Origin of the sequence: Pseudoalteromonas sp. JB197, from assembly GCF_002332205.1 — a bacterium.
Classification (GTDB): Bacteria; Pseudomonadota; Gammaproteobacteria; order Enterobacterales; family Alteromonadaceae; genus Pseudoalteromonas; species Pseudoalteromonas nigrifaciens.
Genome location: NZ_NRGZ01000002.1, coordinates 32,356 through 47,555, shown reverse-complemented (window position 1 = coordinate 47,555; position 15,200 = coordinate 32,356). Strand labels below are relative to the sequence as shown.

General features: G+C 37.7%; 15 protein-coding genes. 7 read left to right on the top strand and 8 right to left on the bottom strand.

All coding sequences use genetic code 11. The features are described from left to right. The first annotated feature begins 97 nt into the window (after positions 1-97). Both ahpC and ahpF read left to right on the top strand, forming a co-directional pair. Positions 98-667 (top strand): alkyl hydroperoxide reductase subunit C, encoded by a 570-nt coding sequence (gene ahpC, locus CIK86_RS15470; protein ID WP_086994563.1) that lies wholly within the window; start codon positions 98-100, stop codon positions 665-667. A 150-nt stretch (positions 668-817) separates the two neighbouring features. Next, positions 818-2,389, top strand: a complete 1,572-nt coding sequence (gene ahpF, locus CIK86_RS15465) for an alkyl hydroperoxide reductase subunit F (RefSeq protein WP_086994560.1) — start codon at positions 818-820, stop codon at positions 2,387-2,389. A 184-nt stretch (positions 2,390-2,573) separates the two neighbouring features. Here the strand turns inward: ahpF and CIK86_RS15460 are convergent, their stop codons facing one another. From CIK86_RS15460 to CIK86_RS19505, 8 genes are all read right to left on the bottom strand, one after another. Continuing rightward, on the bottom strand, positions 2,574-2,765 hold the full coding sequence (locus CIK86_RS15460; RefSeq protein WP_086994557.1) for a DUF3185 family protein: 192 nt from the start codon (positions 2,763-2,765) through the stop codon (positions 2,574-2,576). A 93-nt stretch (positions 2,766-2,858) separates the two neighbouring features. Then, positions 2,859-3,080, bottom strand: a complete 222-nt coding sequence (locus CIK86_RS15455; protein ID WP_011329898.1) for a hypothetical protein — start codon at positions 3,078-3,080, stop codon at positions 2,859-2,861. 22 nt (positions 3,081-3,102) lie between these two features. After that, positions 3,103-3,873: an undecaprenyl-diphosphate phosphatase gene (locus CIK86_RS15450; RefSeq protein ID WP_011329899.1), complete on the bottom strand. Its 771-nt coding sequence runs from the start codon at positions 3,871-3,873 to the stop codon at positions 3,103-3,105. 198 nt (positions 3,874-4,071) lie between these two features. Then, the gene (locus tag CIK86_RS15445; protein ID WP_086994554.1) at positions 4,072-4,905 is read right to left on the bottom strand and encodes a patatin family protein; all 834 of its coding nucleotides are present in this window, start codon (positions 4,903-4,905) and stop codon (positions 4,072-4,074) included. Between the two features lie 171 nt (positions 4,906-5,076). Next, positions 5,077-5,529, bottom strand: coding sequence for a hypothetical protein (locus tag CIK86_RS15440; RefSeq protein ID WP_011329901.1), 453 nt, complete (start codon positions 5,527-5,529; stop codon positions 5,077-5,079). 21 nt (positions 5,530-5,550) lie between these two features. After that, on the bottom strand, positions 5,551-6,504 hold the full coding sequence (locus CIK86_RS15435; RefSeq protein ID WP_011329902.1) for a slipin family protein: 954 nt from the start codon (positions 6,502-6,504) through the stop codon (positions 5,551-5,553). Between the two features lie 390 nt (positions 6,505-6,894). Further along, on the bottom strand, positions 6,895-7,383 hold the full coding sequence (locus CIK86_RS19510) for a diguanylate cyclase (RefSeq protein WP_343252017.1): 489 nt from the start codon (positions 7,381-7,383) through the stop codon (positions 6,895-6,897). 68 nt (positions 7,384-7,451) lie between these two features. Continuing rightward, positions 7,452-8,333 carry a GAF domain-containing protein gene (locus CIK86_RS19505; protein ID WP_343252011.1) on the bottom strand — a complete coding sequence of 294 codons (882 nt, stop codon included), beginning with the start codon at positions 8,331-8,333 and terminating at the stop codon, positions 7,452-7,454. A gap of 219 nt (positions 8,334-8,552) precedes the next feature. On the opposite strand from CIK86_RS19505, the gene CIK86_RS15425 reads away from it, so the two are divergent. The 5 genes from CIK86_RS15425 (at position 8,553) to CIK86_RS15405 (ending at position 15,158) form a co-directional block, all read left to right on the top strand. Then, complete coding sequence (locus CIK86_RS15425) at positions 8,553-9,443, top strand: cation diffusion facilitator family transporter (protein WP_011329904.1); 891 nt, start codon at positions 8,553-8,555, stop codon at positions 9,441-9,443. Between the two features lie 99 nt (positions 9,444-9,542). Continuing rightward, complete coding sequence (locus tag CIK86_RS15420) at positions 9,543-12,326, top strand: response regulator (protein WP_086994550.1); 2,784 nt, start codon at positions 9,543-9,545, stop codon at positions 12,324-12,326. 97 nt (positions 12,327-12,423) lie between these two features. After that, positions 12,424-12,978 (top strand): isochorismatase family protein, encoded by a 555-nt coding sequence (locus CIK86_RS15415; protein WP_011329906.1) that lies wholly within the window; start codon positions 12,424-12,426, stop codon positions 12,976-12,978. Between the two features lie 208 nt (positions 12,979-13,186). After that, a complete protein-coding gene (locus tag CIK86_RS15410; protein WP_086994547.1) occupies positions 13,187-14,653 on the top strand; it encodes a methyl-accepting chemotaxis protein in 1,467 nt (488 codons plus the stop codon). Beyond that, positions 14,637-15,158, top strand: a complete 522-nt coding sequence (locus tag CIK86_RS15405) for a DUF6436 domain-containing protein (RefSeq protein WP_011329908.1) — start codon at positions 14,637-14,639, stop codon at positions 15,156-15,158. The genes CIK86_RS15410 and CIK86_RS15405 overlap by 17 nt, the downstream gene beginning before the upstream one ends. Positions 15,159-15,200: the final 42 nt, after the last annotated feature.

Here is a 15,200-nt window from a genome sequence, read left to right as displayed (position 1 = left end):
TTAGTCTTATAGTATTAATCAAGCCAACGCAGAAGGTCGTTTAAAACGATAGCGTTGATTACTTTTTAAATACATTAAACATAAATGAGGAAATACCATGAGCATTTCATTAATCAACACAAAATTACAACCATTCAATGCAACCGCTTACCACAACGGCGACTTTGTAGAATTATCTGAAAAAGACGTACTTGGTAAATGGTCTATTTTCTTCTTTTACCCAGCTGATTTCACTTTTGTATGTCCAACTGAACTTGGCGACATGGCAGATTATTACGCACAATTACAAGAAATGGGCGTAGAAGTTTATTCAGTATCTACCGATACTCATTTTACTCACAAAGCATGGCACGACACGTCAGACACAATAGGTAAAATTACTTACCCTATGATTGGCGACCCAACAGGGCGTATTACACGTAGCTTTGGCGTAATGATCGAAGAAGAAGGCTTAGCACTTCGCGGAACATTTGTAATGAACCCAGAAGGCGAAATTAAAATTATCGAAACTCACGATTTAGGGATTGGCCGTAGCGCTAAAGAACTTGTTCGTAAAGTACAAGCTGCACAATACATTGCAACGCACGACGGTGAAGTTTGCCCTGCATCTTGGCAGCCAGGTGAAGACACACTTGCACCTTCACTAGACCTAGTTGGTAAAATCTAAGTACTCGATTTACCTAGTAAGGGCAGGTAACTGCCCTTAAATCAATAAACATCCGTTTGTTGGTGCCTCCTATTTCAATATACTTGTTTAAGCACATGCATTATTTGGCATGGGAGGCTTGCTGTTTAAATTTTCTAAAAGGGTTAAGCCATGTTAGATAACAACATAAAAAATCAATTAAAAAGCCATTTTGAATCGCTTACTCAACCTGTTGAGCTGCTTATCGCCTTGGACGACAGCAAAAAATCAACAGAAGTAGCAAGCTTAGCAAACGATTTAGCCTCACTAAGCGATAAATTTACGGTAATAAACAACCCAGACACAAGCGCGCGTCGTCCGTCAATGGTTGTACATTCACCTATTAAAAACACCCACATTACGTTTGCGGGTGTACCTATGGGCCACGAATTCACTAGTTTAGTGTTAGCGCTATTGCACACTGGCGGGCATGCCAGTAAAGCAAAAGCCGAGGACATTGAACAAATAAAGTCGCTCGACCAAGCGCTTAATTTTGAAGTGTATATAAGCTTAAGTTGTCAAACCTGCCCACAAGTAGTGCAGGCTTTAAATACAATGGCAGCAACTAATAATAAAATTAAAGCCACCATGATAGATGGCGCGTTATTTCAAGGCGAAGTAGAAGAGCGCAACATTTTAGCTGTACCGGCTGTTTATTTAAATGGGGAACCATTTAGCCAAGGTGCACTAAGCCTAACCGACATACTCAATAAAGTAGATAGCAAAGGTGCACAGCGCCAAGCTGAGTCGTTAAGTAAAAAAGAAAAGTTTGACGTGTTAGTTATTGGTGGTGGGCCTGCGGGTGCATCGGCTGCTATTTACTCAGCACGAAAAGGGTTAAACACCGGTATTGTTGCAGATAGATTTGGCGGACAAGTAGCCGATACTTTAGCAATCGAAAACTTTATTTCGATTAAAGCCACCGAAGGGCCAAAACTGGTAGCACAACTAGAAGAGCACGTTAAAGAATACGATGTAGATGTAATGCATAATCAACGCGCAGCTAAGCTTAGTCGCAATAATAGTGGTTACGAAATTACTCTAGAAAACGGCGCGGTACTGAGTGCTAAGTCGCTGGTACTGGCAACAGGCGCACGCTGGCGCGAAATGAACGTGACTGGCGAGCAACAATATCGTGGCCACGGTGTGGCATATTGCCCACATTGCGATGGGCCCTTATTTAAAGGCAAACCGGTTGCGGTAATTGGTGGCGGTAATTCAGGTATAGAAGCCGCGATTGATTTAGCCAATATTGTAGAGCATGTAACGGTACTTGAATTTGCCGATACATTACGTGCCGACGAAGTACTTATTCGCAAAGCTAGCAGTATGGCTAATATTACTATTATTAAAAGTGCACAAACAACCGAAGTACTCGGCGATGGCAAAAAAGTAACCGGTTTAACTTACACCGACCGCGTAAGTGGCGACAGTAAGCAGCTCACTCTTGCGGGCATATTTGTACAAATTGGTTTAATACCAAATACAGAATGGCTAAAAGACAGCGAGCTTGAACTGAGCAAATTTGGTGAGATTTTAATTGATGCCAAAGGCGCAACATCACTCCCAGGCGTTTATGGTGCGGGGGATGCAACCAATACGCCATTTAAGCAAATAATAATTGCTATGGGCAGTGGTGCAACAGCCAGTTTAGGTGCGTTTGATTACTTAATTCGCCACAGCGATGAAACAGAGCAAGCTTAATTTAGTTAATCTGCATCAGGTTAGTTAAAAAACGTCTCTTGATATAACAGCAAAAATACACCCATAGCTGTTTGTTCACCCAAGCCGCCCTTCTCCAAAGGCGGCTTTTTTTATATTTAATTTAGGGGTTAAATAAACACTGATTATTTTTGTTTTTTAACATGCAGCGTTTATAAGCTGTATGTTACTTAACCCTGGTAATGCCGACTATTATACACACAGCTCCACCGATCATACCGGCCCATGCTTCCATTGGCGTGTCGCCACTTAGCGCGCGGCTAACTTGTGAGCCAGCTGCTTCATAAACATCATACCCCCAAATAGCCAACGCAACGCCAATAATAATAAGCACAATACCAATCACTTTGTTATTCATAATAGATCCTTACTTTTTAGAGTGTTAGTTAAAAATACTTAGTAAATATACTAGTTAAATAATAGTAAATAAGCTAACGCAATTTATGATTATTTAATAGGTTGAATTTGGTGTGTACTCTGGATTTATATCGCCGCCTACTTCCTCAGGATCTACATCGTTTATGAGGAGTGTTTCGCGCACGGCTTCAATATGATCAAGTACGGTTTGATAACGCTCGCCGTACTCGTATTTAGTCACCTCGATTGCTTTAGGCATGTAGGTAAATGCTATTTTAAGTGCGTGGAGGGCTTCTTGATTTATTTTTTCGTTCATTATTTTCTCTCTTAAAAATGTTTTAAACGTAAGCTATGGTTAATAAAATAACACCAAATACAATGCGGTAAATACCAAAACTTACAAAAGTAAAGTTTTCTAAAAAGCGGATAAATAATTTAATTGTAAAATAGGCCACTATAAAAGAGGTAACAAAGCCTACAGCAAGGGCGGTTAAATCGTCAAAAGTAAATAAGTCATAATGCTTTAGCAAATCATACCCAGACGCTGCAGCAAGTACAGGTAAGCCAAGTAAAAATGAAAACTCTGCACTGGCTTTGCGGTTTAAGCCACACAACATAGCACCTACAATAGAGCTACCCGCACGGCTAGTACCAGGAATAAGTGCAAATACTTGGGCTATACCAATCCATATTGCTTGCTTATAAGTCACTTGAGTAACATCGGTAGTGGTGCAGTTTTGTTCTTTATAATTGCGCTCTAGCAGTAAAAAAATCACCCCACCAACAATAAACATTACTCCCACAACAGGTACGTTAAATAGTGCTTTTATTACGTCACTAAAAATGAAAGCAATAATGCCTAACGGAATAAATGCGATGGCTACTTTTATCCATAAGTTAAGATGTTTTGGAGTGAACTTATCTTTATAGTTGGCTAGTACCGCTAAAATGGCGGCTAATTGAATAATTACGCCGAATGCTTGATTAGTAGCCGTTGCTTCTATACCCAACCATTGCGCTGCTACAATAATATGCCCGGTTGACGAAATAGGTAAAAACTCAGTAATACCTTCAATAATACCTAAAATAATTGCGTTAAAAATGTCCACGTTCAATGTGTTCCTAAATACTTAATAAAAAATACAATGGGAGTTGCTAATGCTCATAATATTTCATGAGAAACAATACATAGCTCACTTATCAAAATTCCGCCATAGGATAAGAGCTTATTAACAATATCTAAAGTGTTTTAATGTTTATTTAAAATAAAGGGCAGTAATTTTAAATAATACAAAGTTAGTTTTGAATTAAGCTAAAAATGCTTTTGCGGCGTCTACACCCATTTGGTAGCCAGTGTTAAGGGTTGCAAGCTTTTTAGTGGTACGGCCCACTTTAAAATTAACTGGTGGCGCTATAATATTTACCCGGCAATCAGCGGGTGGGTTATTAATAAAATCAATACTTTGGTTATAAACATCGGCTCTGGTGAGGGTTGTGTTAATAAGTGCCGGGTAGTTTTTATATATTTTTTTAGTTAACCATGGTGCTTTACTTGGCCTTTTACGATAACCCAAAGGCTGAGATAAAATAACGGTTATTTCACGTGCACCCATTTCATACGCTTTTATAACGGGAATAGAGTCGGCTACGCCGCCATCGGTCATGGCTATATTATTAATTATTGGATAGTCGCGATACGCAATAGGAATAGCACAAGACGCTTTTAATTGCTCGACCATATCGCTGCTGGTGGCTTTTAAGTAATGGGCTTTACCCGATTCGATAGCCGTAGTAACAATATAAAAGTCTGCCGGGTTTTGCGCAAACACTTCGGTGTTTAGCCGTATTTCACGAATGGTTTCTTGCCATAGCCAGTCTAAATCAAATAAATGGCCACCCTTTATAAAGCGCGCAAGATTAATAAACTCAGGACGACATGAATAGTCGGTGATCACTTTGTAATTGCGCATTGGTTGCTTGCATAAATAGGCGGCTACATTTGTAGCCCCTGCAGATACGCCAAAATAACGTGCAAATGGTTGATAGTTTTGTTTTAAAAACTCATCGAGTACACCGGCTGCAAAAATACCGCGCATTGCACCCCCTTCAACAACCAAAGTGTGTTTATGTTGATTTGTCATAACGATATATTCCTTACATCATTTTTTAATGCTATCAACTTAGTTAGCAAAGTGCGAGGGAGGAGGTAGGCGATTATTTATTATAAATACTCAACAAAATAAACGGGCAGTGTTTAATTGCCCGTTTATTGTTATTTTAACTGTTTAGAAAAATATAATTGCTGTAGGTTTTTAAATGCTTTGAACCCACATTACACCAACTTCTTTTTTAGTTACTTTAACTTGCGTACCGGCGCTAATGGGCTGTTTGCTTTTAAGTTGCCAGCTAATGCCAGAATACTGATGAGTACTTAACCCTTCAATAGTCACATCTTGGTTAAGTACAAAAGTCAGCTCTGCAAAGTCGCTATTAACTGGTTTACGCTCAACATTATTTTGCATCCGCTTTAGGGGCTTCCAAAGCAATATAGAAATTGCAGCTGTTATTAGAGTATTACTCCAAAGCGCAGTAGTCATAGAGTCGGCTAATATTCCCATACTCATGAGCAGCCCGGTTATAAATAACGATAAGCCAAAAAATAACAATATAAAGGTAGAGAGCCCCAATACGGCTACTTCTATGATCAGCGCAAGAACCCCAAGTACCATTAAGGTTTGTGGTAAATTTTGGGTAATAAATTCCATACCGACTCCTTTATTTAGTTATTAGCCTTGATGCTTTTTATTTAAGCTATTAATAATGGCCATACCTTGTGCAACCATTGAGCTTGCATCGGTGGCATTATCAGGAAGCAATACAATTGATGACTCTCTGGCAATGGCTTCTTTTGCAGCTATTGCTTTAGTTGCTAAATCAAGTTGGATTGCTTTTTGACCTTGCTCTGTATCGGCAGCTTCACCCACTTTACGCAGTGCTTCGGCTTGTGCTTCGGCAACTGCAATAATTGCTTTAGCTTCACCTTCTGCGCGTAAAATTTGTTCTGCCTTTTCACCTTCAGCACCTAATACCTGTGCTTGTTTACGCCCTTCGGCCACATTGATATTGGCTTGACGGTCACCTTCAGATTCAAGTATTTGTGCGCGTTTAACTCGCTCTGCTTTCATTTGTGCTTCCATCGCTTCCATTACAGATTGTGGTGGCACAATATCTTTTATTTCGTAACGTAATACTTGAATGCCCCAAGGCTCTGCCGCTTGGTTGATAGAAGTTACAATATTAGTGTTCAGTACGTCACGCTCTTCAAAAGTTTTATCTAATTCCATTTTACCAAGCTCAGAACGCATGGTTGTTTGCGAAAGCTGAGTTACAGCAAATATGTAATCATCAACGCCGTAGGTTGCTTTATATGGGTCAAGCACACGGAAATACAAAACACCATCTACAGTAAGCGAAATATTATCTTTAGTGATTGCCGACTGTGAAGGCACGTCTTGTGCTTGTTCTTTTAAACTGCGATCTGCAGCAATACGATCAATAAATGGGATGATAAAGTTTAAACCTGCTTCTTTAGTTGATTGATACTTACCAAAGCGTTCTATTAACCAAGCGCGGTTTTGTGGTACAAATTTGACACTACTTTTTAGCAGTACTAAAACAAAAATGAGTAAAAATGCTTCAACGGTAAATATTGTATTGAGCACTTGTGCAATCGGGTCCATGTAAATATTCCTTCTAATAATAAAGAGTTAACAAGTTGAATTGTTAGTGTTGTTTATAATTTCAACCTTGCTAGAGTAACATTGCTGGTATGATTTCACTATAAAATAGTCAGGGTCTGTTGATCTTTCAAGGTTAAATTTGCAGCAGTGTGTTTGGTATTTAGGCAAGGCAGAGCCTATGTGGTGTGGTTATTCCCCATAAATAGGCGATAACGTAGCATCAATGCCAAACATGCGCTGCCCGAAGGGTTCTGCCTAGGGGCGATTGACTCTTTGTTGCTCGGTTTTTACTTAGCCCACTAGGTTACAAACCTCGCGCCGTGATTAAATCGCCCCTAGTTTGAACAAATTTTAATCCGCAAGGGTCAACAGATCCTTGTAAGGTGATATTCAATTACTTTCAAAAAACTGACAAATTTTATTACGGCCCGTTTCTTTAGCTTCATATAAGGCTGCATCAGCATTATTAATAATTGTTTCGGGGCGGGTGTTTTTAGTTGGATATGCGCTATAAAAGCCCACGCTAAGTGTGATTGTTTTTGCAACACTAGAGTCGCTATGTACTATGTTTAGCAGCGCTATTTTTTGTTGTAATAATAATGCAAATCGATGACACTCTGCAGACTTAAGCAAAGGCAAAATAATTGCAAATTCTTCCCCGCCATAACGCGCAGCTAAATCGCCCTCGCGCCTGCAAAGTTGATTTAGTGTTTTAGCAACTAGCTTAAGTGCGTCATCGCCTTTTTGGTGGCCATAATTGTCGTTATAGCGTTTAAAAAAGTCTATATCGCAAATAATCAAGCTAAGTGATTGCTTATTACGAGCACAACGTCGTATTTCACTTTTAAGTGTTTCATCAAAACAGCGGCGATTGGCTATATTAGTTAAACCATCAGTATTAACTAATAAACTTAATTTTTGATTAGCAGTAATAAGTTGTTGCTGGGCTAGTTGCAGCTTTTTTTGTAATCTATATTTTTTAATGCGTTGGCAATTATTTCGCCCACTAATTTTATTCTGATCAGATCAATGTGTGTCCATGCGCGCTTAAAATTAACACAGTCACAGCCTATAAAACCAATAAGCTCTTTATCAAAAAGGAGCCCTATGCATAAAACAGATTGTATTTTTTGTATCTGAAACTCAACTTTTTCAGCGTTTGCTGCTTGAGGTAATTTTAAAACATCGTTTACCTGAAACAAATGCGTAGCGTTCATTACTTCAAAAAAGTAGGGTAGCTCGGTTTTTGGCACATTTTGTAATCTTTGTTTGAAAGGTTCAATGCCTTCATTCACCCATTCGTGGGTGTTAGTAATGGTTTCGTTGTCGGTATTAAATTCAAATAAATAACTGCGATCGGCAGCAAATGCAGTGCCAATGGCTTTTAACGCAAAATTAATATGCAAATCTATATCATCATTTTGTATGTCGATTAAGTCTGTTGATATTTCAGAAATAACCCGATCAAAATTATAGAGCTCAATTACATCTCTTTTTAAAGGCTCTAAACACAACATAGAAACAGAATCAGATAATTGGGTAAGGGCGATATTTAACGGCATGCTTTGTTGTTGTTTTTTTAGCTGTATATTAGCGCTAGTTTTTGAATCGAATAATGACTCAATAGCAATATGTTTATTATTATGCACGCTCAGGAGGGTGACAGCATTAAATGCAGTGCTATCTAAATTGTCGCAATGCTTTAAATCAAATAAAGTTTGCGCCGCAGTATTAACACAATAAGTATTATTTTTATTGTCGTATAATAAAATAGCTAAACTGAGTTTATTTAAAACCTGCCACAATTTTAGTATTGAGTCATCACTCACTTGTTTCTCCAAGCTAAACATTAAACGTTATTATTTTTATAATATATTGTTATTTTTATACCTTTTTAAATACTTTTAGTACAGAAGTTTCTATTTTCCCAATTTTTTAGTGCGTTTATTAGGTTTACGTATTATAATTGATACTGTATATCATTACGTATTCCCCGTTGAGCTTTTTCGAAGCTTACTTTGTTTTAAGTATAGGTACTTAAGTATTTCATGACCGAAATAACGACACATAAAGCTTCCCGTCGCCGTTTATTAATTGCTTTGGCGATCACCTGCTCTTTTATGGTTATTCAATTAATAGGCGCATATTACGCCAACTCACTAGCAGTATTAGCCGATGCAGGGCACTTGTTTGTTCATAACAGCTCTTTATTTATTGCTTTAATTGCCTCGAGCTTGGCGATTCACTTTGCTAAAACCTATAACGATGGCTATCAGCGTGCTGAGTTAGTAGGAGGCCTTATAAATGGCTTTTTATATTTAGCAATTAGCTTGGTTATATTGTATGAAGGTGGCGAGCGTTTTATGCACCATCATGAAGGCAACGAACTTGAAATAAATAGCTTTTTAATGTCGGCCATTGCCGCGCTTGGTTTTTTGTTTCATGGTGCCGCTGCTTGGGTGTTATATAAAGGCCGTAAAGCGAGTATTAATGTATATGCGGTGTTTTTACACTCGTTTTTTGACATTATATCTACTATTTCTACTTTTATAGCCGGAGTGTTAATTTACCTGACTGGTTGGGATATTATCGATATTTTATCGAGCATGTTAATTGCTTCATTCGTTTTATTCACCGGTATTAAGGTTATTATAAGTTGCGTTAAAGGGCTGTACATAAATAAAGATAAACTCCCTAAAGTAGCTAAAGTTGAGCAAGCAATTACCACAATTCAGCATGTAAAAAATGTGCATAATGTAACTGTAGTACGAAAAGATAAAACGGTAATAGTGGGTGCGCATATAGTGCTAAAAAAACACTGCACCATTGAAAAACACGATAAAGCATGTCGCTTAAAGGTCGAAAACCTGTTGCGTTCAAAATTTAATGTAACAAATAGTGTGTTACAAATTGAAAGTAGTTGCAGTAGTGTTAATTAAACTTGGCAAATTGCAGCATATGGCTTAGTTTAAGCTATATGTAAATAATAGCTGTTGTAGGAACAAATTGAATCAACAGCAATTTATTGGAATCTAATTATGCCTTTACTAGCAAGTAAGCATCGCTACTTTAACTTTATTGTGTCGTGTTTATTTGGTATTACCGCTGCTTTTGTAAATACCCTACCAATCTTATTTATTAATAGTTCTGAGTTTTTATTAGGGCAATTTTTTGTTCTTTTAAGCTTATTATTATTTGGCTGGCGCTATTCGTTAGTTGTGTTTACTTTAAGCACCCTAGGCATATTTTATCGTTGGGGGCATGCTTGGCCTTCAATCGTTTTTGGTTTAGAAATACTATGGGTGTACTTTTTTTGTCTGCGCTATTCTAGGCCTTTATTTTTTAGAGGAATGCTGTTTTGGCTTGTAGTAGCAATGCCATTACTGTGGGGGTTTGGGCATTACTTTCTTAATATTAGCTTTTTACCTTTGGTTACTGCGTTTGCTAAATATTGTTTAAATGCCGCCATTTATTTATGCGTAATTGATTTATTTAGTTTCTTTTTTAATCGCCATTCTTGGTCTCGCCATTATGGTTCTTTGTATAAAATCCTTAATTATATTGTAACTTTGCTCGTTATTTTAGTGGTAGTGCTTACCTCAATTGTGCTTATTAATAACCATTACTCTAGGGTTGAATACGAAATAAACGCACAACTAAACGAAAAGTCCCAACAAATAGCGCAAAGCCTAGATTTATATTTAGAAAACCATCGCAAAGCAGTAATACTGACCGCACAAAATATTAGCGTAGGGCATAGCCCACAAAGTGCTATTGAGCTTTTAGGGAAGTTATATCCTGGGTTTATAACTGCTATAAGTACCGATGAACTTGCTAACGTAAATTACTTTTATCCCACAACGTCAAAAACACAGCAGTTAAAAGGTAAGGCTGTTGCTAATGTTGCTGATCGCGATTATTTTTACCAAGCAATTGATTCTCAAAATGGATTTATTTCTGGTGTTTTTAAAGGAAGAGGGTTTGGACAGCAATCAATAGTGGCAATATCGGCCCCTGTTTATAATAACCAGCAATTTAAGGGGGTAGTAGAGGGCTCATTGTTATTTGAAAACTTTAGTGATTTACAACCTACCTTATTTAAGCGCCAAGCCGACTTAATTATATTAGATAAAAGCAATCAGGTAGTATTTTCAACCTTAAATGACTTTAAGCAGATGCAAACCCTTAGCAAACAAGATGTAGTTGCGCTGCAAAGCCTTAAACAAACAAGCGCATTTACAGCAACAAACGCGCAGCAATATTATTCAAAAGACACTACATCGGCATTAAATCATTGGCGTATTTTCACATTAATGAATAAAAAGTATGCCAATAATGTTGCAGCCCAAGCGTGGGGGCAATCTCTGGTGTTGATCTTATTTATAATTGTACTAACCAGTGTTTTTATTACGCAGCTAAGTAAGTGGTTAGTAACGCCGATAATAAAGTTAACCGAGCAAATAGATAACTTCGAAACCGATGAACAAACAGTAGGGTTAGTTTCGCATACTAATACCTGGTACGAGGTTGAAAAGTTACAACAACAGTTTGCAAGTTTAGCCCTTAAGATGACTAATAACTTTAATAAGTTACGCACCGCAAACAGTAAAAATGAAGCGTTGAATAATCAGCTTAAAAACTTTAATTTAAAGCTTGAGCAACAAGTTAAAGATAAAACAGAAGAGCTAATTAAAGCTGTAGGGGTTGCTAATAAAGCAAATAAAACTAAGTCATTATTTTTGGCCAATATGAGTCACGAAATTCGCACTCCGCTTAATGGTATTTTGGGCATGACTCAGTTGCTAATAAAAAATTCTAAAATTGCTGCCGATGAACAAAATGAGCTGCAAATGATCCAACAAAGTGCCCATAACTTACTGCTTATTTTAAATGAGATACTCGACTTTTCTAAAATAGAAGCTAATGCGTTAAAGTTAGATGTGCAACCAACTGAAATTAAAAAACTAATACGCCAATTAGCCACTGTTTTTGATAACTCGGGATTAAGCGCTAACGTTACATTTAAGCTAACTATTGCTCCAGAATTACCGCCATTTATAGCGTTAGACTCACTACGCTTTTCTCAAGTTATCAACAATATACTCAGTAATGCGGGTAAATTTACTGACACTGGTTTAATTACTATGGATTGCTTTGTAGAGGATAATTGTTTGTTCATTAAAATTACCGATACTGGTATTGGTATTTCTGCGCTGCAACAACAAAATTTATTTATAGAATTTACACAAGCTGATGTTTCCACTACCCGAAAATATGGCGGCACTGGACTTGGGCTAACAATTAGTAAACGATTAATTGAGCTGATGGGCGGCTCGCTTACCCTGCGCAGTGAAGAAGGGGTAGGAAGCTGTTTTAAAATAAAAATCCCACTCATTCTAAGCCAGGCTCCAGTTAAGGAGATAGCCGACAGTTCTGTTCCTGATTTAGCAGCAAAACGTATTTTAATCGTAGAGGATAATCCAATTAATCAAATAGTAATCACCAAAATGATGATTGCAACGGGATGCGAGATAAAAACGGCAAACGATGGCCTTGAAGCGTTACATTGCTTAGAAAGCTACCCCGCAGATTTGATTTTAATGGATTGCCAAATGCCCAATATGGATGGCTATCAATGCACACAAAAAATACGCAAAATGCCAAATGATTGTAAAAACGTATTAATTTTAGCTATTACTGCCAATGCGTTTGCCGAAGATAAAGAAAAATGCTTAAACGCCGGTATGAATGACTTTATAGCCAAACCCATCAATAAAAATGAGTTGTATCAGTGTATTAATAACTTATTTAAGCCTAGTTGAACAATACTAACAGCGAGCAGAGTAGCTTTGTTTTGGTGTTCGTATTAGAGTGAGCTAGTTACAAGCAGTTAACACTAAACAGGACAGTGGAGGAAGTATGAGCAAAATGAGTAATGTGGATGCTTTACGCAGTGTGTTATTAATTATTGATATACAAACGAAACTTGAGCCAGCCATAGCTGACTTTAGCGCTATTTTGAAGTGCTCATTACAGTTATCGCAAGCCAGCTTAGTGCACAAAATACCGACCCTTATTACAGAGCAATATAAAAAAGGTTTGGGCGCAACCAATCAAACCTTACAGGATGCTTTGCCACAAGCAGATTATTTTCATAAAACCCACTTTAGTGCCTGTGCAGAGCCCGGGTTTTTAGCGCAACTCGCTAAGTATACTCGCCCGCAAGTCGTGGTTATTGGTACCGAAGCGCATGTTTGTGTGTTGCAAACATGCTTAGATTTATTGCAGTACGGCTATGAGGTGATCATTGCAGTTGATGCGATAGGTTCACGTAACGACAATCACAAAATAATTGCTACTGAGCAACTACGCCAAGCAGGTGCGATCATTTCCAGTACCGAGAGCATTATTTTTCAATGGACCAAGCAAGCAGCAACACCTAACTTTAAAAAAATATTACCTATTATTAAATAGCCGGCTTTGTTTGAGCTTAAACTTATTAGCTTGAGTAAATAACAATTAACTAGGTAAATATATTTAAACAAAGTAATTAACTTGTTTGCTTTGTTAAGTATAATATTTCAGCATTTTTTTGCTTGTTAGGGGTAACTGATGAACTTTTTTAAACTTTAATACGTATTACCTCGCTTAATTTTATTAAAAAACTTAATTTAAGGCTACTATGTCTAGTGTTGCGCGTTTATTTACGGTTATTTTTAGCCTTTTATTTATAGAATCAATAGGTGTTGGTTTATATTTTGGCACATTGAGCGAGGCCTTTATTGTTGGCTTACCACTTTGTTTATTACCTATTTGGTTATTAAAAACCCAACCTAATAGTGCTTTAACGCCCCACGTTGTCGCTGCAGCCATTATGATGTTTTCTTTTTTACATATTCAACAAACCTATGGTTTGATTGAAGTGCATTTTGAAATATTTATTTTAATGGCGATGTTAATTATGTTTGTACAATGGCGTGTTTTTATAACTGCTATTGTGTTTGTTGCTGTACATCACTTATCGTTTTATTACCTACAAACTCAAAACACAGGTTTTTACGTGTTTGATCCAGATAGGCTTGCCTTTACAACAGTGCTAATACACGCAGGTTATGCCATTGTTGAAGTGTTTGTTGCAGGCTATATTGCTAAAACATTGCAGCGCGAACGTAGTGCTGGGCTATCGTTAAGCTCAGCGACAGAGCAAATAATGCAAGACCCTAATCATATTAAACTTTCTTTACGTGCTGATGATCAAAAAAGCCAAGCGGTAGCCGGCTTTAATACCTTATTAGAGTATTTGTCAGATGTAATTAAACAAGTAAAAACTCAATCAGAGTCATTAAAGGTAAGCTCACAAGAGCTGATCCAAGTGCACGATGAGTTAACCGAAGGTGCAGATCAGCGCATCCAACAAACCGACGATATTGCAAGCTCTGGTGCGCAAGTTGCTCATGGTTTTAAACTTGTTGAGCAAGAAAGTGAAGTATTAAAGCACCAAGTAGATAATATTACTCAAGCAGCAACCAATGCCTTGCAAGAAGTGTCACAAACAGACAGTAAAAGTAGAGAGCTATTAACACTACTTAATCATACTGAAGAGCAAATAAATCATCTTGTTGGTGCAGGCGATGTAATATCGGGTTTACTTAATGAAATATCGGGAATCGCAGATCAAACTAACTTACTGGCTTTAAATGCCGCAATTGAAGCCGCTAGAGCCGGAGAGCATGGTCGTGGCTTTGCTGTTGTCGCATCAGAAGTGCGCTCACTTGCTACTAATAGCCAAGCAACTACGGCTAAAATAGCCGCTACCTTAAAAGACTTGGTTAGCAATAGCCGCACATCTACTCAGTCTATGAGCCAATGTGTTGATTTTGTAGTCGACTTAACAAAAATAAGCACCACGATGAAAGAAAACATTTCATCTATGAGTGAACAAATTAAAGCGGTATCAAGCAGTACTAGCTCAGTGGCTCAAGTAGTTGCCGAGCAAGCGGGTAATACGGCGCAAATAGCACTAAGCACAGACAAAATGCGCCAAAACCAATATCAAGACACAAAAATAGTTAAGCAGTTAACAGCTAAAGTACAGTTAATTGACGTAAGTATTGATGTATTAGAGCAAAGTATTGCAAAATTTAAGTAAGTCGAATTACTTTATTGTAGGGGTTGTTGCCGCGTGGTTTATACTGGTTGTGACTGGGCTGGTGTACTTTCAGCTTGGGCAACTAAAGCCGTTTGATGAATCGCAAATGCTAAAGCAACAAAATTGGTTTGAGCAATTTAAACAACAGTTAGTGGTTAGTAATACCGTGGCATCGCTTGTTATTATTACAGAGCAAAATTGCGGTTGTACTAAGCAAGCACAAGCGCACATTACGACGTTGCAAGCATTTGCAAAAAGTAAAGGACTTGCCGTGCAAGAGTTGCAACTTACACAACAACTTAAGCAAGCCATTCCAGCAACCCCTGCTGCTGTAATTATTGATAAAAATGGGGACTTTGTTTATGCCGGGCCGCTATCCGAAGGACTAGCGTGCTCGCAAGGAAGCGGTTTTGTAGAAACTGTTATTAGTAACTTAACAGCTGGGTTTAATTCACAGTTATTAATTGCTGACACTAAAGGCTGCTATTGCGTTACGAGTACATAGGCAAAGCTTTTATTTATATAGAATAATCAATTGCAAATGAGA